At 60.7% G+C, this 16528-nt stretch carries 16 protein-coding genes; 13 read left to right on the forward strand and 3 right to left on the reverse strand.

Features of this window, described 5'->3' with window-relative positions; all coding sequences use genetic code 11:
* The first annotated feature begins 125 nt into the window (after positions 1-125).
* Both FHT82_RS01295 and FHT82_RS01300 read left to right on the forward strand, forming a co-directional pair.
* A complete protein-coding gene (locus tag FHT82_RS01295) occupies positions 126-341 on the forward strand; it encodes a hypothetical protein (RefSeq protein WP_183725573.1) in 216 nt (71 codons plus the stop codon).
* Positions 342-934: 593 nt separating this feature from the next.
* Positions 935-1765: an IclR family transcriptional regulator gene (locus FHT82_RS01300; RefSeq protein WP_183725574.1), complete on the forward strand. Its 831-nt coding sequence runs from the start codon at positions 935-937 to the stop codon at positions 1763-1765.
* Between the two features lie 34 nt (positions 1766-1799).
* On the opposite strand, the gene FHT82_RS01305 is transcribed toward FHT82_RS01300, so the two are convergent.
* Positions 1800-2669: a sigma-70 family RNA polymerase sigma factor gene (locus FHT82_RS01305; protein ID WP_183725575.1), complete on the reverse strand. Its 870-nt coding sequence runs from the start codon at positions 2667-2669 to the stop codon at positions 1800-1802.
* A 169-nt stretch (positions 2670-2838) separates the two neighbouring features.
* Between FHT82_RS01305 and FHT82_RS01310 the strand changes: the two genes are divergently transcribed.
* The 3 genes from FHT82_RS01310 (at position 2839) to FHT82_RS01320 (ending at position 4863) form a co-directional block, all read left to right on the forward strand.
* Positions 2839-3501 (forward strand): HAD-IA family hydrolase, encoded by a 663-nt coding sequence (locus tag FHT82_RS01310; protein WP_183725576.1) that lies wholly within the window; start codon positions 2839-2841, stop codon positions 3499-3501.
* Positions 3502-3564: 63 nt separating this feature from the next.
* The gene (locus FHT82_RS01315; protein WP_183725577.1) at positions 3565-4254 is read left to right on the forward strand and encodes a RibD family protein; all 690 of its coding nucleotides are present in this window, start codon (positions 3565-3567) and stop codon (positions 4252-4254) included.
* A 150-nt stretch (positions 4255-4404) separates the two neighbouring features.
* Positions 4405-4863: a carboxymuconolactone decarboxylase family protein gene (locus FHT82_RS01320; RefSeq protein WP_183725578.1), complete on the forward strand. Its 459-nt coding sequence runs from the start codon at positions 4405-4407 to the stop codon at positions 4861-4863.
* Positions 4864-4881: 18 nt separating this feature from the next.
* On the opposite strand, the gene rhaI is transcribed toward FHT82_RS01320, so the two are convergent.
* Entirely contained in the window at positions 4882-6174 is a 1293-nt protein-coding gene (gene rhaI, locus FHT82_RS01325; RefSeq protein ID WP_183725580.1) for an L-rhamnose catabolism isomerase, read from the reverse strand.
* A gap of 50 nt (positions 6175-6224) precedes the next feature.
* Positions 6225-8321 carry a bifunctional rhamnulose-1-phosphate aldolase/short-chain dehydrogenase gene (locus tag FHT82_RS01330; protein WP_183725582.1) on the reverse strand — a complete coding sequence of 699 codons (2097 nt, stop codon included), beginning with the start codon at positions 8319-8321 and terminating at the stop codon, positions 6225-6227.
* Between the two features lie 209 nt (positions 8322-8530).
* On the opposite strand from FHT82_RS01330, the gene FHT82_RS01335 reads away from it, so the two are divergent.
* The 8 genes from FHT82_RS01335 to FHT82_RS01370 all read left to right on the forward strand — a co-directional run bounded on the left by FHT82_RS01335 (position 8531) and on the right by FHT82_RS01370 (position 16516).
* Positions 8531-9343, forward strand: a complete 813-nt coding sequence (locus FHT82_RS01335) for a DeoR/GlpR family DNA-binding transcription regulator (protein ID WP_183725584.1) — start codon at positions 8531-8533, stop codon at positions 9341-9343.
* Positions 9344-9390: 47 nt separating this feature from the next.
* A complete protein-coding gene (rhaS, locus tag FHT82_RS01340) occupies positions 9391-10386 on the forward strand; it encodes a rhamnose ABC transporter substrate-binding protein (protein WP_183725586.1) in 996 nt (331 codons plus the stop codon).
* A 73-nt stretch (positions 10387-10459) separates the two neighbouring features.
* On the forward strand, positions 10460-11995 hold the full coding sequence (locus FHT82_RS01345; RefSeq protein WP_183725588.1) for a sugar ABC transporter ATP-binding protein: 1536 nt from the start codon (positions 10460-10462) through the stop codon (positions 11993-11995).
* A 9-nt stretch (positions 11996-12004) separates the two neighbouring features.
* Positions 12005-12994 carry an ABC transporter permease gene (locus FHT82_RS01350; RefSeq protein ID WP_183725590.1) on the forward strand — a complete coding sequence of 330 codons (990 nt, stop codon included), beginning with the start codon at positions 12005-12007 and terminating at the stop codon, positions 12992-12994.
* Positions 12991-14001 carry an ABC transporter permease gene (locus tag FHT82_RS01355; RefSeq protein ID WP_183725592.1) on the forward strand — a complete coding sequence of 337 codons (1011 nt, stop codon included), beginning with the start codon at positions 12991-12993 and terminating at the stop codon, positions 13999-14001. The genes FHT82_RS01350 and FHT82_RS01355 overlap by 4 nt, the downstream gene beginning before the upstream one ends.
* Complete coding sequence (rhaM, locus tag FHT82_RS01360) at positions 13998-14318, forward strand: L-rhamnose mutarotase (protein WP_183725594.1); 321 nt, start codon at positions 13998-14000, stop codon at positions 14316-14318. The genes FHT82_RS01355 and rhaM overlap by 4 nt, the downstream gene beginning before the upstream one ends.
* The gene (locus FHT82_RS01365) at positions 14315-15682 is read left to right on the forward strand and encodes an FGGY-family carbohydrate kinase (RefSeq protein WP_183725596.1); all 1368 of its coding nucleotides are present in this window, start codon (positions 14315-14317) and stop codon (positions 15680-15682) included. The genes rhaM and FHT82_RS01365 overlap by 4 nt, the downstream gene beginning before the upstream one ends.
* Before the next feature lie 78 nt (positions 15683-15760).
* Positions 15761-16516 (forward strand): fumarylacetoacetate hydrolase family protein, encoded by a 756-nt coding sequence (locus FHT82_RS01370; RefSeq protein ID WP_183725604.1) that lies wholly within the window; start codon positions 15761-15763, stop codon positions 16514-16516.
* Positions 16517-16528: the final 12 nt, after the last annotated feature.

Raw genomic sequence — 16528 nt, forward strand, 5'->3', positions numbered from 1 at the left:
TGACCGATCGGTAACAAATATATTGTTACTTACCGGTAACACCACTCTTCGCGGAAGTCAATGCCAAGAGCGCTTGGCAGCAGGAGTGGAACACGGGCGACCGCCCACGAAAGGAGGACTGCACCATGAGAAAGACCAAAGAAGATTTGACCATTTCCGAAGCCCTTCGCGACCCGCTGATCGCCATGGTGCTGCGCGCCGATGGCGTGAAGCTTGACGACTTCAAGCAACTCCTCGAGACGGCCGCCCGCAAACGCGAGCCGCGTACCTCCACGGCGAGCGATATGATCGGGTCCTTTGCCAGCCGCGCCAATCTGCCGGCGATGCCCTGCTTCGGCTGATCTGACCGCTGGCCTTACAAGGCCCGATCGGCACTGGGGTTAAGCCCTGCCCCAGACGGGCTGCCGCTATCAACAGGCGGCAGCCCTTGCAACATGGTTGGTTGCGCGCTTCACGTCTCCGGCTTTCCGGAGTTGCGAGTTTTTTAAACATCCAACCGATTATGACTATATCTCCCAAGACGATACAACGCTCGCCGCCGGTGACGCCGTCATCATGACAATGTTCACCGGCGGTGGCTTTGCAAGCCGCAGACTCGGACTTGCCATCGCTGACCGCAATGCCTGGCCGGAGACATAGCCCGCATCCGATCAGCCAATATCTGCACTGATAGGTCAAGAACTCGGGCTGGGCCTTGTTGTTCCTGCCTGCGGCTCTTTGTGCCGTTGCAATTTAGAGTGATGGCAAATGCCTGCGCCGTATTCGGCACTTGACGCCAAGTTCTTTAGCCCACCTCAACCTGCGCCGCCTGAAAGCGGTATCCGCTGCGCCGCTATCAGGCATTTCCGTAAGCTCCCAAGATTTGCGATTTGCTTCGCAAGCAGCTATGCCATAGTAATGTAACAGGCTCGTATAGCATCAGAGGTACGTTGAGTTGGACGGAAACACATCACCCGCAATCTCCGAAGATGAAACCCCGGCCGAAGAGGCCGGTGCAAAAGGCGCTCGCCGCGCTCGCGTCAGCGGTATTGATCGCGCGCTGCAGGTGATCGACCATCTTTACGAGACGGGATCCCCGGCCGGCGTCTACGCCATTGCGAAAGCTGTGAAGGCGCCGCTTTCGACCGTCTATGTCATCGTCGACGATCTCGTCGAAAAGAATATGCTGACGCGCCAGTCTGACGGTTCGATCTGGCTCGGCTCGCGGCTTTACCATTATGGCCTTGCCTATGCCCGCTCGCTCGACTTCATGAGTGTCGCCACACATGAAATGCACGACCTTTGCCGGCAGGCCGGCGAGACCGTTCAGGTCTGCGGTCGTGACGGCGATTACATGCTGGTGCTCGCCATGGCCGATGGCCCCAGCCATTTCCAGGTCGCCTCGCGTGTCGGCACCCGCGTACCGCTCAACTGGACAGCCTCCGGCCGCCTACTGGTCGGCCACCTGCAGGAAGACGAGCGCGTCGAGCTCTTCAAGCGCTGCGCCCGCTCCTCGCCGACGGGCCGCGCCGAGATCGATCCCGCTACACTATCGGAATCCGCCGGCAAGGCCTTCGAAGCGCGCCTGTCGATCCAGGCCGGCGAATCCGACTATGCCGTCGCCTGCATCGCCTCGCCGATCTGCGATCGTGAGGGCCAATGCGTCGCCACCATCTCCATCGTCCTGCCGGAGCAGAAGGCCTTTTCGGACGAGAGCCATTATACTGCGCAGGTGCGCAACTCGGCGGAACGCATCGAAAGGCTGATGGGCTGGCGAGGCCATTAGGCGTTCCCGTCTGAAATTTTCCCGGTCATGATCCTCAGCCTTCCAAGATCGAATAGCCGATCTCACCCAGTTGATCCGGATCGGCGATCGCGTCCACCGTCGAGATCCTGTCGCCATCGAAACCCAGCGCCAGTACGATACGCAGTTGGCCCTCGATAAAGACAACCACACCGATTTCGCCATCGACAAGCGCGACCTTTGCCGATCTCGCCTTCCCCTTGAAGCTTTCGGCGACAGCCTCGGCGCCGTGAAGGGGAACGACATTGCCGAGGCGAGCGGCGGCCGCGTCCGGCCGGAAAACGGCATCCGGTGCGAGTACCGCAATGAGGCCCTCCAAATCACTGTTGCGAGAGGCGATCAGAAAGGCCTCGGCTATGCTTCGCCTGCGCGCAAGATCGACTTCGGGCGTTTCCGACTGTCCGCTCACCCTGCGTCGCGCCCGGCTTGCAAGCTGCCGGGCAGCAGCAGCGCTGCGACCGATCACGGCAGCAATGTCCTCGAAGGGCAGATCGAACATGTCGTGCAGCACGAAGGCAACGCGCTCGGCAGGCGAAAGAGTTTGCAGCACGACGAGCAGGGCGATGCCGATCGAATCGGCAAAGGCTGCTTCACGCTCCGGATTGCTGGCGATATCGGCGATTGCGCCATGCGCCGGCAGCTCCAGCGGCTCTTCGCGTCGCGTCTTGCGTGAGCGCAGCATGTCCAGGCATATGCGCGCCACGACCGTCGTCAGCCAGCCGGAGAGATTGTCGACGCCAGACCTGTCCGACCGCGTGAGACGCAGCCACGCTTCCTGCACCGCATCCTCCGCCTCCGTACGCGAACCGAGCATGCGGTAGGCGACGGCCCGCAGATGCGTCCGGTTCGCCTCGAATTCATCGGCCAGCCAGTTTTTCTCGTTCATTGGTCCACTCCTCATCCCGTCATGATGTCAAAGGCCATGACGAACGGAAGCCGGACGATGTGACAGGAGCGATGTCGCATCAAGCCCTCGTGAAATTTCTCCGGCGACTTGACCTGCCGCATTTTTCATTGGCTGATGGCGCGCAGATCCCTCCCTATGGTATTTCACTATGTCCTTCCGATTTGATAGCTCAAAACAATATGCCGCCTTCCTGTTCGACATGGATGGGACGATCCTGAGCTCGACTGCGTCAGCAGAGCGCGTCTGGGGACGCTGGGCCGAGCGGCACGGGCTCGATGTAGAAAAGTTCCTGCCGACCATGCATGGATCGCGCGGTATCGACACGATCAGACGGCTGAATCTTCCGGGTGTCGACGCCGAGGCGGAAGCAGCTGAGATTACCGAAGACGAAATCCGCGATGTCGAAGGCGTCGTGGCGCTTCCGGGTGCTGCCGATTTTCTGGCGTCGCTCCCACCGAACCGGTGGACGATCGTCACCTCCTCTCCGCGTCGCCTTGCGGCGCGCCGGCTCGAGGCAGCCGGCTTGCCTATGCCGCAGGCCATCGTGACGGCCGAAGATGTGACCGTCGGCAAGCCTGACCCGCAATGCTATATCCTCGGCGCCGAGAAGCTCGGCTTTTCCACGCGTGAATGCCTGGTCTTCGAAGACGTCGAAGCCGGCGTGAAGGCAGGAGCGGCAGCCGGAGCCGATATCATGGTCATCACTGCCGCCGGCCACAAGCATTCGCTGCAGGGCTATCCCGAGATCGAACATTATGCCGATGCGACCGTTCTCATTGCTGACAGCGGCCACCTCTCGATCAAGCTCTGATTGGCCAAGCTCTGATCGGCCAACCTCAGATCGGTCCGTCGCACCCGCTTGAAAGGAATTGCCATGAAGCCGGAAATCGTCTGCCTGATGATGTCGTCCCTCGACGGCGGCCTGCACCCGAGCAAGTGGACAGAAAGCCCCGATGGCGGCCGCAAGGAATGGACGGCCCTCTATCAGAAGGCACATGAAGAGCTGCAGGGCGGCGCCTGGATCGTTGGGCGCGTAACCATGGCCGAAATGGCGAAAGGAGAGCCGCATCCGCCGAAATCGGCCGGTGCTGTGGAGCGGCCGAACCATTTTGCCGATCGCCGGGCAGACAACTACGCGATTGCCCTCGACACCTCGGGCAAGCTGCATTTCACGCGGCCGGATATCGATGGCGACCATATCGTTGTCATCCTCGGCAGCGAGGTGCCGGATACGCATCTTGCGGAGCTTGCCGCCGACGGCATCTCCTACATAGTCTCGCCTTCCGCCGAAATCGACCTGCCCGCAGTGCTCGATGTGCTGGACAAGGAACTCGGCATCCGCAAACTGCTGCTCGAAGGCGGAGCCGCGATCAACGGCGCCTTCTTTGCCGCCGGGTTGATCGACGAGTTCTATCTGCTCGTCGCTCCGGCCCTGGATGGCAGCAGCGGCCAGCCTGTTGTCACGTTCGACGGAGGACTGGCAGGCAAGACGCAACTCTCACTGATATCGGCCGAAACGATGGGCAATGGCGCTGTCGCCCTGCGCTATAAGGTCCACGCCTGACGGCGCAGGAGCTTGCCAGCCACCTTGCTTCTCATCTTTTTTCCCGACTTCGTCACATTGCCTCATCCTGATCCGTCAAATCCATGACGAACGAAAGCTGGCGACATGCCGGCCCTGCGTCAAACGGAACACATTATCAGGAGATTGAACATGCGAGAGAGAATGGGAAATCCAGCCCTCGTCATCCCGGAAGCCATGCAGGCACTGAATGCTCTCGGTAAAGTGCCGGCCACGGCCGGGCTTGCGCCGGGATTTCTGGAAATCATCTATCTGCGCGCCAGCCAGATCAACGGCTGCAGCGTCTGCATCGATGGGCATTGGCGCATCGCCCGCAAACATGGGGAGACCGACGAGCGGCTCTTTGCCGTCGCAGGCTGGCGCGAGGCTCCCTATTACAGCGATGCCGAACGTGCAGCACTTGCCCTGACCGAGGCCGTCACCCGCCTCAGCGACCGCGCCGATCCGGTGCCGGAAGAGATCTGGGACGAATGCACCCGCCACTACGACGGCAAGAGCCTTGCGGCCCTCGTCATCGCGATCGCCAACATCAATGTCTGGAACCGGCTGAATGTCGCCACCCGGCAGATTGCGGGGAGATGGAAGCCGTGATCCACGGCTTCCCGGTGCTTAGATGATGCCACCGCCGCCGGAGACCGAAGCCGGGCGCTCGGCGGCGACTTGTCTGCGGTAGCCGCTGGCGCGGAAGGTGGCAACCGGATCGATCGCACCGCCGGCACGCCGGCGGGCTTCGGCCAGGATCGGCTCGACATCGGCGCGGTAAGCGCGCTTCAGCGTCTCGGAAGCCATCAGCGCATCGTTATCCTGCTGGTAGCCATCGAGCGCCTTGCGGTCGACGATCAGGGCCTGGGCATAGGCACGGCGGATTTCGTTAGCGCTGTTGATCAGGCTTTCGATCGGGTCCGTCACATTGTGAGACTGGTCGATCATGTGGGCCGGACGGAAATCATTCACGCCGCGCTGTTCAGCATCGACCAGCTCGTTGAAAACGAGGAACAGGCGATAGGGCTCGATCGCTCCGGCGTCGAGGTCATCGTCGCCATATTTCGAGTCGTTGAAATGGAAGCCACCGAGCTTGCCAAATTGGATCAGGCGGGCGACGATCATCTCGATATTGGTGTTCGGTGCGTGATGGCCAAGGTCGACAAGGCAATGCGCCTTGGGGCCGAGCGTCTGGGCGATCAGGTAGTTCGTGCCCCAATCCTGTACGATGGTCGAATAGAAGGCCGGCTCGTACATCTTATGTTCGGAGAAGAGCCTCCAATCGTCTGGCAATGCCTTGTAGATATCCGCCATCGAGGCGAGGTAACGCTCGAACGCCCTAGTGAAATTGCTCTGGCCGGGGAAGTTGGAGCCGTCGCCGATCCAGACGGTTAGCGCCTTGGAGCCGATCGCCTTGCCGATCTCGATGCATTCGAGATTATGCTCGACCGCCTGCCGGCGGGTCGCCGCATCCGTGTGGCTGAGCGAACCATATTTATAGGTCAGCTTCTGGCCGGGTGCGTCCGAGAAGGTGTTCGAGTTCATTGCATCGAAGCCGAGACCGAGCGCATCGCCCTTTGCCTTCAGCTCCTTCACATCGGTCTTGTCCCACGGAATATGCAGGGAAACAGTGGGGGTCGCCCGTGTCAGCTCGTTGATGACGGCGCAATCGTCGAGCTTGTCGAAAATGCCGCGCGGCTCGCCGGTGCCGGGGAAACGGGCAAAGCGCGTGCCGCCGGTGCCCACGCCCCAGGAGGGGACGGCGACGGAGAACTCCGCCACCTTACGGGTAATCGCCTCGATATCGACACCGCGGCGCGCAAGCGTTGCACCCAGCGCTTCGTAGTCGGCCTTCAAGGCTGCAGCGCGCTTGTCGTTTTCCGCCGCGACCAGATCCGGCGCAATCCTGGATTCTGTCATCTGTTCCTCCCAGAAATTCTGTTGCGGCGGGCGTGGCCCGCCGCTCGCTATCAGCGGGTAAAGCTCTGAACGTTGCCAGCGTCAACGTTGATGATGTTACCGGTCGACTTGGCCGAAAGATCCGATGCCAGGAAGTAGACGGCCTCGGCGATATCTTCCGGGAACACGTTCAGCTTCAGCATGGAACGCTTGCGGTAATGTTCCTCAAGATCGTCGACCTCGATCTTCGAGGAGGCCGCGCGCTGTTCACGCCACTCGCCGCTCCAGATCTTCGAGCCGCGCAGCACTGCATCCGGATTGACCGTGTTGACGCGGATGCCGGCTTCTGCGCCTTCGAGCGCCAGGCAACGGGCAAGATGGATTTCGGCAGCCTTTGCAGTGCAATAGGCAGCTGCCCCTGGCGAAGCGGCAAGGCCATTCTTCGATGCGATGAAGACGACGTTGCCGCCGAGCGCCTGACGGCGGAACAGCCGGAAGGCTTCACGCGAGACGAGGAAATAGCCGGTCGCGAGGATGTCGATATTTCGGTTCCAAGTCGACAGCTCGGTCAATTCGATCGGCGCTGAAGAGGCGATGCCCGCATTCGAAACGAGGATATCAATGCCGCCGAATTCGGTGCAGGATTCGGCGAAGGAAGCGATAACCGCATCTTCCTTGGTCACGTCGAGCTTGACGGCGCGAACTGCGTCGGCACCGTATTTCTTGATGAATTCCGCTTCCGTCGATTCAAGCGCAGCCTGATCGATATCGGCAAGCACCACGCAGGCGCCCTCGCCGACAAGGCGGGCTGCCGTCGCACGACCGATGCCGCCGGCGCCGCCGGTGACGAAGGCAACCTTGCCGGCAAGGCTCTTCGGCTTCGGCATGCGCTGCAGCTTGGCTTCTTCGAGCAGCCAGTATTCGATGTCGAAAGCCTCCTGCTCGGGCAGGCCCTGATATTCAGAGACCGTCGAGGAACCGCGCATCACGTTGATGGCGTTGACGTAAAACTCACTGGCGATGCGGGCCGTTGCCTTGTCGCGGGCAAAGGAGAGCATGCCGACGCCCGGCACCAGGAAAATCACCGGATTGGCATCACGCATAGCCGGCGAATTGTCATGCTTGCAGGCATTGTAGTAGCGCGCATAATCGGCGCGATAATCTTCCAGAGCCTTGTCGAGACCGGCGATGATGGCATCGACATCGGGCTTGGCCGGATCGAGATCGACGATCAGCGGGCGGATCTTGGTCCGCAGGAAATGGTCCGGGCAGCTGGTGCCGAGCGAGCCCAGCGGTCGCAGGTTCTTCGAATTGACGAATTCAAGCACCGCATCCTGATCATCGAAATGGCCGAGTTTGCGCTCCTGTTTGCCGATGCGTCCGCGAATTTCCGGCATCAGGCGGGCAGCGATGGCGCGACGTTCGGCAACCGGCAGGCTTTCAACGACTGCGCCGCCGAAGATCATCTTGCCTTCGGTCTGGCCGGCAAACCATTCGATCGCCTTGTTGATGATATCGAGCGTCAGCTCGTAGCAGGCCTTGGCATCGTTGGCCCAGGTAAACAGGCCGTGGCTTTCGAGCACCACGCCCTTTGCGTCAGGGTTCGCCTTGACGAAGGCTTCAAGATCAAGGCCGAGTTGGAAACCCGGGCGGCGCCAGGGCAGCCAGCCGATCGCGTCACCGAAAATCTGCTTCGTCAATTCCCTGGAATTCTTGGAGGCGGCAATCGCAATGATCGCGTCCGGATGCATGTGGTCGACATGCGTAAAGGGAACGAAGCCGTGCAGCGGCGTATCGATGGAAGCGGCGCGGGAGTTCAGGTTGAAGGTGCAATGCGGCAGGAAGCCGACCATGCGATCCTCGTCCTCGACGCCCTTGTAGATGCCCTTCAGCGATTCAAGCTTGTCCTGATAGAGCGTTGCGAAACCGTCGAGCTTGATCGTGCCGACATCACCGCCCGAGCCCTTGACCCAGAGAACCTGAACCTTGCCGCCGGTTAGCGGATCGGTTTCCATGACCTTGGCTGAGGTATTGCCGCCACCGTAATTGGTGATGCGCTTGTCGGCGCCGAGCAGATTCGAGCGATAGAGAAGCTTGCCGGGCTCATCGAGGCCCGCCGCATAAGCATCATCCCAACGGTTCTCAAGAAGTCGAACCTTTGCCGCCATGTCATCCTCCCATATAGGCTTGTGTATAGGCCTGCGGGGCGTCGCGATAAGCACGCCCTTTCGCTCACGGTATCGCGCATCAAAATGGCGCTTGTCAATCGAAAACGATCAAATTCGATTATGTTGCATCGCAATATGAAAATTTATGATCGTTTCTGATTGACAGGCTTTAACGGATACGAAATAAATATGACAAGAGGAGGAGCCCAATGCACGAACGCGAACGCCATCGCATTATCTTAAGCGCTGTCCAGGAAAAGTCCGTCGTTACGATTCAGGACATTTCCGAGCTGACGGACGCTTCTGAAGCGACGATCAGGCGCGACATTGCGGCTCTTCACGTGCAGGGCAAGATCCGGCGCGTTCGTGGCGGCGCGGAGGCTGTGCATCCGCCGCAGCTCGGAAATCTTGCAGGCCGTCCCTTCCGGGTGTCAGAATCAGTCAATATCGATAAAAAGCGCGCAATTGCGCGAGCAGCCGTCGATCTTTGCGAAGCTGGCGACGCCATCATTATCAACGGCGGCACGACCACCTTCCAGATGGTTCACTATATGGCCGGCCATCGTATGCAGGTGATGACCAATTCATTCGCCATTGCCGAGCATCTGGTAAAGCACTCCAAAAACACGGTGACGGTGCCGGGCGGCGCGATCTATCGCGAGCAGAGCCTGATCCTGTCTCCCTTCGACAATGACGCGATCCGCAATTTCTATGCACGACGCATGTTCATCGGCGCCCAGGGCGTCGGCCCGCTCGGCATCATGGAAGCTGACGCACTGATTATCCAGAGCGAGCAGAAGCTGATGCATCAGGCCGACGAGTTGGTCGTCATGGCCGATTCCAGCAAGTTCAATCGCCGGTCGAGCCTCATCCTTTGCGCGCTCGACCGGGTTTCGACAATCATAACCGACGACGGTATCGCCGATGAGGCGGCCCGTATGATCGGGAATGCAGGCGTCCGGCTCGTTGTCGCGAGCCCAACGGCGCAGGCAGTAAAGGAGGATTCCTCGTCGGTCGCATGAGGCGTCGGCGAGGTGTGGAAGTCTAAATCTCAGTGGGAGGACATGACATGAAACTTGCAAAGACACTTGCAATCGGCGTGGCGTTTGCCGTCGCCATGATGGCTGGCGCGGCAAGCGCCAAGGACATCAAGATCGGCCTCGTCGTGAAGTCGCTCGGCAACGGCTTCTTCGACGCCGCCAACAAGGGTGCTCAGGAAGCAGCCAAGGAACTCGGCGGCGTGGAAGTGATCTACACCGGCCCGACGAGCACGACGGCCGAAGGCCAGATCGAAGTCATCAACTCGCTGATCGCTCAGGGCGTTGATGCCATCGCCATCTCGGCAAACGATCCGGACGCTGTCGTTCCGGCGCTGAAGAAGGCTGCCCAGCGCGGCATCAAGGTCATTTCCTGGGACTCTGGCGTTGCCCCTGAAGGTCGCATCCTGCAGCTCAACCCGTCTTCGAACGAGCTGATCGGCAAGATGTGCCTGACGCTCGCCAAGGATCATCTCGACGGCGGCAAGGGTGACTTCGCCATCCTGTCGGCCACCACGACCTCGACCAACCAGAACATCTGGATCGACCAGATGAAGAAGCAGCTCAAGGACTTCCCTGGCCTCAACCTCGTCACCACTGTCTACGGCGACGACCTCTCGGACAAGTCCTATCGTGAAGCCGAAGGCCTCCTGAAATCCAACCCGAACGTCAAGGTCATCGTCGCTCCGACGACGGTCGGCGTTCTGGCTGCTTCCAAGGTCGTCGAAGACAAGGGCCTGGTCGGCAAGGTCTACGTGACCGGTCTCGGCCTGCCGTCTGAAATGGCTGGCGCAATCAAGTCCGGCGCGACGAAGGAATTCGCCATCTGGAACCCGATCGACCTCGGCTATTCCGCAACCCAGATCGCCTATCACCTTGCAAAGGGTGATGCCGACGGCAAGCCGGGCAGCGAAATCGAAGCCGGCCGCATGGGCAAGATTAAGATTGGCGACAATGGCGAAGCCGCTATGGCCGACCCCTTCGTCTACAATGCCTCGAACATCGACCAGTTCTCCAAGGTCTTCTGATTTCCAGAGATCATGAACGGACACCCGGCGGCTCTGCCGCCGGGCTTCTCTTTCGATGGTGGTAAGCTTGCTGATGACCCCTGCCCTTCAATATCCCGTCACGGACCCAAAAGCCGACGACGCAGCCGCCATTCTGGAAATGCGCGGCATCTCGCAGATCTTTCCGGGCGTGAAGGCGCTCGACAATGTCAGCATCGCGCTCTATCCCGGCAAGGTGACGGCACTGATCGGCGAAAACGGCGCCGGCAAGTCGACGCTCGTCAAGATCCTGACCGGCATCTATCGCCCGAACGAGGGCGAGATCATCGTCGACGGCAAGCCGGTGCATTTTGCGACGGCACAGGCCGCCATCGATGCCGGCGTGACCGCCATCCATCAGGAAACCGTGCTTTTCGACGAGCTTTCGGTTGCCGAAAACATCTTCCTCGGCCATGCGCCGCGCACACGCTGGCGCACGATCGACTGGAGCGAGATGAACAGCCGCGCAAGAACGCTGCTGACTTCGCTCGAAAGCAATATCGATCCGACGATCCGCCTGAAGGACCTCTCGATTGCGCAGCGTCACCTTGTGGCGATCGCTCGCGCTTTGTCGATCGAGGCCCGCATCGTCATCATGGACGAACCGACAGCCGCCCTCTCGCGCAAGGAGATCGACGATCTCTTCCGCATCGTCGAGGGCCTGAAGGCGAGCGGCAAGGCGATCCTCTTCATCAGCCACAAATTCGACGAGCTCTATGAGATCGCCGACAATTACGTCGTTTTCCGCGACGGCCGGGCCGTCGGTCACGGGAAGCTGAAAGAAACGCCGCAGGACGAAATCGTCCGCATGATGGTCGGTCGCGATGTCGAAAACGCCTTCCCGAAGATCGATGTCGCGATCGGCGGTCCGGTGCTCGAAGTCGACAAATACTGTCACCGCACCGAGTTCCGCGACATCTCGCTGACGCTGCGAAAGGGCGAGATCCTCGGCATCTACGGCCTGATCGGCGCCGGACGTTCGGAGCTCGCCCAATCGCTCTTCGGCATCACCAGGCCGCTCTCCGGCAGGCTGTCACTTGAAGGCCGAGAGATTGCGATCAACTCGCCACATGACGCCATCCGCGCCGGCATCGTCTACGTGCCGGAAGAGCGCGGCCGTCACGGTCTGGCGTTGCCGATGCCGATCTACCAGAACATGACGCTTCCCTCTCTGGCGCGCACCTCGCGCAAGGGCTTCCTACAGGCGGCGGAGGAATTCGCGCTCGCCCGCAAATATGCCGAGCGGCTGGACCTGCGTGCTGCCGCCCTATCCGTGCCGGTCGGCACGCTGTCGGGCGGCAACCAGCAGAAGGTCGTCATCGGCAAGTGGCTTGCCACCATGCCCAAGGTCATCATCCTCGATGAGCCGACCAAGGGTATCGACATCGGCTCGAAGGCTGCCGTCCATGGCTTCATCAGCGAGCTTGCCGCCGAAGGCCTCTCCATCATCATGATCTCCTCCGAACTGCCCGAGATTATCGGCATGTCGGACCGCGTGCTCGTCATGAAGGAGGGCCTGTCGGCAGGGTTCTTCGAACGCGATCAGCTTTCGCCGGAAGCGCTGGTGCGCGCGGCGACCGGAAATGCATGAGGTGACGGCATGATGAGACTGATCAGAAAACGCGAAACTCTGCTCTTCGCCATCATCGTGGTGATGATCGCCGCCTTCTCGACGCGCGCTGCCGATTTCGCCACGCCGGACAATCTTGCCGGCATCTTCAATGATACGGCAATCCTCATCATCCTGGCGCTCGCCCAGATGACGGTGATCCTGACGAAATCGATCGACCTTTCGGTCGCAGCCAACCTCGCCTTTACCGGCATGGCAATCGCGATGATGAACGCCGCCTTTCCCGGGCTGCCGCTCATCGTTCTCATTTTTGCAGCAGTCGTAATCGGCGCAGCCCTCGGTTCGATCAACGGCTTCCTCGTCTGGCGCCTCGAAATCCCGCCGATCGTCGTGACGCTCGGCACGCTCACCATCTATCGCGGCATGGCCTTCGTCCTGTCGGGTGGGGCCTGGGTCAATGCTCACCAGATGACGCCGACCTTCCTTGCTATTCCGCGCACGCCGATCCTCGGCCTGCCGGTACTGAGCTGGGTTGCGATCATCATCGTTGCGTTGATGTATATGTTGCTGCGCTACAGCCAGTTCGGCCGCTCGGCCTATGCAACCGGCGGCAACCCGACGGCCGCCGTCTATGCCGGGATCGATACCGGCCGGACGAAGTTCCTGGCCTTCGTCCTCTCGGGCGCGCTCGCCGGTCTGTCCAGCTATCTCTGGGTCTCGCGTTATGCGGTCGCCTATGTCGATATCGCCAACGGCTTCGAGCTCGATAGCGTCGCGGCTTGCGTGATCGGCGGCATTTCGATTGCCGGCGGCGTTGGCTCGGTCGCCGGCACGGTGCTTGGTGCGCTCTTCCTCGGCGTCATCAAGAATGCCCTGCCCGTCATCGGCATTTCGCCCTTCACGCAGATGGCGATCTCGGGAACCGTCATCATCCTCGCCGTCGTCTTCAATGCCCGGCGCGAACGCAACCGGGGCCGCATCATCCTGCGGGATCGCGCAGCAGCGGAGGTCGCAGCATGAGCGCCGTTTCTTCAACACCCGAAAAGCGCGTCATTCCTGATCGCCTCGGCACGCCCTTCAAGCGCATCATGTCGAGCTGGGAAGTGCTGCTCTTTTGGGTGGCCGTCCTGATCTTCATCTTCAATTCCGTGGCGTCGCCCTACTTCCTCGATGCCTGGAACCTCTCGGACGCGACCTTCAATTTCACCGAAAAGGCAATGATCGCCTTTGCCATGGCGCTGCTCGTCATATCAGGCGAAATCGACCTGTCGGTCGCCGCCATCATCGCGCTCGCTTCGACCGCGATGGGTGCAGCTGCACAAGTCGGCGTCGGCACGCCGGGCCTCGTTCTGATCGGCATCGGCACCGGGCTTATCTGCGGCGTCTTCAACGGTTTTCTCGTTTCAGTGCTGAAGCTGCCGTCGATCGTCGTCACGATCGGCACGATGAGCCTGTTTCGCGGCATCTCCTATATCGTGCTCGGCGACCAGGCCTATGGCAAATATCCGGCGGATTTCGCCTATTTCGGCCAGGGTTACGTCGTCTGGGTCTTCTCCTTCGAATTCGTACTGTTCATCGTGCTGGCGATCCTCTTTGCCATCCTGCTGCATGCGACGAATTTCGGCCGACAAGTCTATACGATCGGCAACAATGATTTCGCCGCCCGTTTCTCCGGCATTCCCGTCGAGCGCGTGAAATTCATCCTCTTCCTGCTGACCGGCGTGATGAGCGGTCTCGCCGCCGTCTGCCTGACCTCGCGCCTCGGCTCGACGCGTCCTTCGATCGCGCAAGGGTGGGAGCTCGAAGTCGTCACCATGGTCGTGCTCGGCGGTATCTCGATCCTCGGCGGCTCCGGCACGATCGGCGGCGTCGTCATTGCCGCCTTCGTGATGGGCCTCGTCACCTTCGGCCTCGGCCTGTTGAACGTGCCCGGCATCGTCATGTCAATCTTCATCGGCCTGCTTTTGATCATCACCATCGCGATCCCGATCATCGCCCGCCGCATCAAAGCCATGAGCGCCAAATGACCCTGGAAAAATACGCCTTCAAGATGAAGCTCAATCCCGGCATGGAGGCCGAATATCGCAGGCGGCATGACGAGATCTGGCCGGAACTGGTCGATCTCCTGCACAAGTCGGGCGCCAGCGACTATTCCATCCATCTCGACCGCGAGACCAATACGCTTTTCGGCGTGCTGACACGCCCGAAAGACCACACCATGGCGAGCCTGCCCGAACATCCCGTCATGAAGAAGTGGTGGGCGCATATGGGCGACATCATGGAAACCAATCCGGATAATTCGCCAGTTCAAAGCGACCTCGTCACCGTCTTCCATATGCCATGAGTGACTATCGCCACATCGCCGTTCTCGACATCGGCAAGACCAACGCCAAGGTCGTCGTGCTGGACAGCGCGACGGGCGCTGAAATCGCCGTTCGCAAGCAGCCGAACACCGTCATACGCGATGGTCTCTATCCGCATTACGATATCGAAACCCTCTGGAATTTCGCGCTGGCCTCACTCAAGGCCTTCGCCAGGGAGCCGGGCTTCGACGCGATCTCGATCACCACCCATGGGGCAGCTGCCGCCCTGCTCGATGCAAATGGCAAACTTGCCATGCCTGTCATCGATTACGAGCATGAATATCCGCAGGGCATCCGCGACGCCTACGACGCGCTCCGTCCGCCCTTTACCGAGACATTCTCGCCACGCCTATCGATGGGGCTGAATGTCGGCGCACAGCTGCACTATCAAAAGACCGCCTTTCCGGACGCGTTCGCCAAAGTCGCAAACATCCTTACCTATGCACAATACTGGTCCGCACGGCTGACCGGTGTCGCGGCAAACGAGGCGACCTCGCTCGGCTGTCACACCGATCTCTGGAACCCGAAAACCGGCGCTTATTCCTCGCTGGTCGACACGCTGGCCATTCGCGCCCGGATGGCGCCGATCCGTTCGGCTTTCGATGCGCTTGGTCCAGTCCTGCCCGAGATCGCCGATGAAATTGGGCTTTCCGTGCCCGTCTATTGCGGTATCCATGATTCAAATGCCTCGCTGCTGCCGCATCTCGTCGGCCGTGAGGCACCCTTCGCCGTCGTCTCGACCGGTACATGGGTGATCAATTTCGGCGTCGGCGGCGATCTCGACCACCTCGACGCGAAGCGCGATGCGCTTGCCAATGTCGACGCCTATGGCCGCGCCGTGCCGTCGTCCCGTTTCATGGGCGGTCGCGAATTCGAGATTCTCTCAACGGAAATCGGTGAGGTCAGCGATGCCGCGGCACGAGCTGCCGTCGCCGATGTCATCGCCAAGGGTATCATGCTGCTGCCGAACGTGGCGCCTGGTTCCGGTCCCTTCCCCGGCAAGGTCAGCCGCTGGGTGGGTGTGGAGGGCGCCAGCCGCCAAGAGCGATATGCCGCGGTCTGCCTCTATCTGGCGCTGATGACACAGGCCTGTCTCGGGCTGATCGGCGCGAAAGGCCCTGTTATCGTCGAAGGTCCGTTCGCGCTGAACGAGGCCTACTTGTTCCTGCTTTCCGCGTTGACCGGCCGGGACACGATGGCGCTGCCGGGCTCGACGGGCACGAGCCAGGGTGCCGCGCTGCTTGCCGGCATCAGACCCGTCTCCGGCGCGGAAAGACATTTCGCACCCTCGGCCATCCCAGGGCTTTCCGACTATCGGGAGCATTGGTACGCCGCGATGGAATAACAGTCTTTCCAACAGCGCCCTTGCTCAGACCGGCTGCGCCGTTACTGTGGCACCTCTCGATTTGATGAAGGGGACAGCATGACTGAATCATTCGACCCGCGGGCGCTGGCCGCCAAGCTTTACAGCCTGCGTCAGGACGGAAAGCAGGAGCCGACGAGCGCCTTTCCGCTGCCGAACGATTTTCACCAGGGCATGGAAGCGCAGAATTTCCTGAAGGCCGGCGAAGCTGTCGCCAGCAATGCCTGGAAGGTTACGGCCTCCCCTGAGGGCCAGCCGGTTACTGCGCCCCTCCATCCCTATGCCGAAGCCGTCTCCGGCGCGACGATCCCCTGGTATCCGGGCATGAAATTCGAAGCCGAAATTGCGGTGCGCTTCGGCAAGGACCTACCGTATCGCAAGGGCGCACCTTACAGCCGCGCCGAAGTTCTGGATGCGATTTCCACCGCCTATCTCGGTGCCGAACTGCTCGTCACTGCGGTCAAGGAAAGCGGCGCCGTCTCCTTCCTCCTCTTCCTCGCAGACCGTCTCGGCAATAGCGGCTATGTGCTCGGCCCGACCATTGCGAAGAGCTTTATCGATACGGCCGCAAGCACGCCGGTGAAGGTCACCCATGGCAGCAAGGTGATCTATGATGGCCTTGCCAAGCATCCGAAGGGCGACGTCCTGTTCTGGCTCCTCGACTACGTCAACGACCCGCTGCGGCCGGAAGATTCGCTGAAGTCAGGCGCGCTCGTCACCACGGGTACGCTCAGCGGCGCCGTCGAACTCACCGAACCCGGCGAGATCGATATCCACTTCGGCGACAGCGCGCGGCTGACCTTGTCCGTCGTCTGATATCGGCTTTTC

The sequence above is a fragment of the Rhizobium sp. BK275 genome (assembly GCF_014193555.1).
GTDB lineage: Bacteria > Pseudomonadota > Alphaproteobacteria > Rhizobiales > Rhizobiaceae > Rhizobium.

Excerpts from the sequence above, each read along its gene's own strand:
- FHT82_RS01295 (WP_183725573.1), top strand. The coding sequence starts at position 126 with ATGAGAAAGACCAAAGAAGATTTGACCATTTCCGAAGCCCTTCGCGAC.
- FHT82_RS01305 (WP_183725575.1), bottom strand. The coding sequence starts at position 2,669 with ATGAACGAGAAAAACTGGCTGGCCGATGAATTCGAGGCGAACCGGACG.
- FHT82_RS01310 (WP_183725576.1), top strand. The coding sequence starts at position 2,839 with ATGTCCTTCCGATTTGATAGCTCAAAACAATATGCCGCCTTCCTGTTC.
- FHT82_RS01315 (WP_183725577.1), top strand. The coding sequence starts at position 3,565 with ATGAAGCCGGAAATCGTCTGCCTGATGATGTCGTCCCTCGACGGCGGC.
- FHT82_RS01320 (WP_183725578.1), top strand. The coding sequence starts at position 4,405 with ATGCGAGAGAGAATGGGAAATCCAGCCCTCGTCATCCCGGAAGCCATG.
- rhaI (WP_183725580.1), bottom strand. The coding sequence starts at position 6,174 with ATGACAGAATCCAGGATTGCGCCGGATCTGGTCGCGGCGGAAAACGAC.
- FHT82_RS01330 (WP_183725582.1), bottom strand. The coding sequence starts at position 8,321 with ATGGCGGCAAAGGTTCGACTTCTTGAGAACCGTTGGGATGATGCTTAT.
- FHT82_RS01335 (WP_183725584.1), top strand. The coding sequence starts at position 8,531 with ATGCACGAACGCGAACGCCATCGCATTATCTTAAGCGCTGTCCAGGAA.
- rhaS (WP_183725586.1), top strand. The coding sequence starts at position 9,391 with ATGAAACTTGCAAAGACACTTGCAATCGGCGTGGCGTTTGCCGTCGCC.
- FHT82_RS01345 (WP_183725588.1), top strand. The coding sequence starts at position 10,460 with ATGACCCCTGCCCTTCAATATCCCGTCACGGACCCAAAAGCCGACGAC.
- FHT82_RS01350 (WP_183725590.1), top strand. The coding sequence starts at position 12,005 with ATGATGAGACTGATCAGAAAACGCGAAACTCTGCTCTTCGCCATCATC.
- FHT82_RS01355 (WP_183725592.1), top strand. The coding sequence starts at position 12,991 with ATGAGCGCCGTTTCTTCAACACCCGAAAAGCGCGTCATTCCTGATCGC.
- rhaM (WP_183725594.1), top strand. The coding sequence starts at position 13,998 with ATGACCCTGGAAAAATACGCCTTCAAGATGAAGCTCAATCCCGGCATG.
- FHT82_RS01365 (WP_183725596.1), top strand. The coding sequence starts at position 14,315 with ATGAGTGACTATCGCCACATCGCCGTTCTCGACATCGGCAAGACCAAC.
- FHT82_RS01370 (WP_183725604.1), top strand. The coding sequence starts at position 15,761 with ATGACTGAATCATTCGACCCGCGGGCGCTGGCCGCCAAGCTTTACAGC.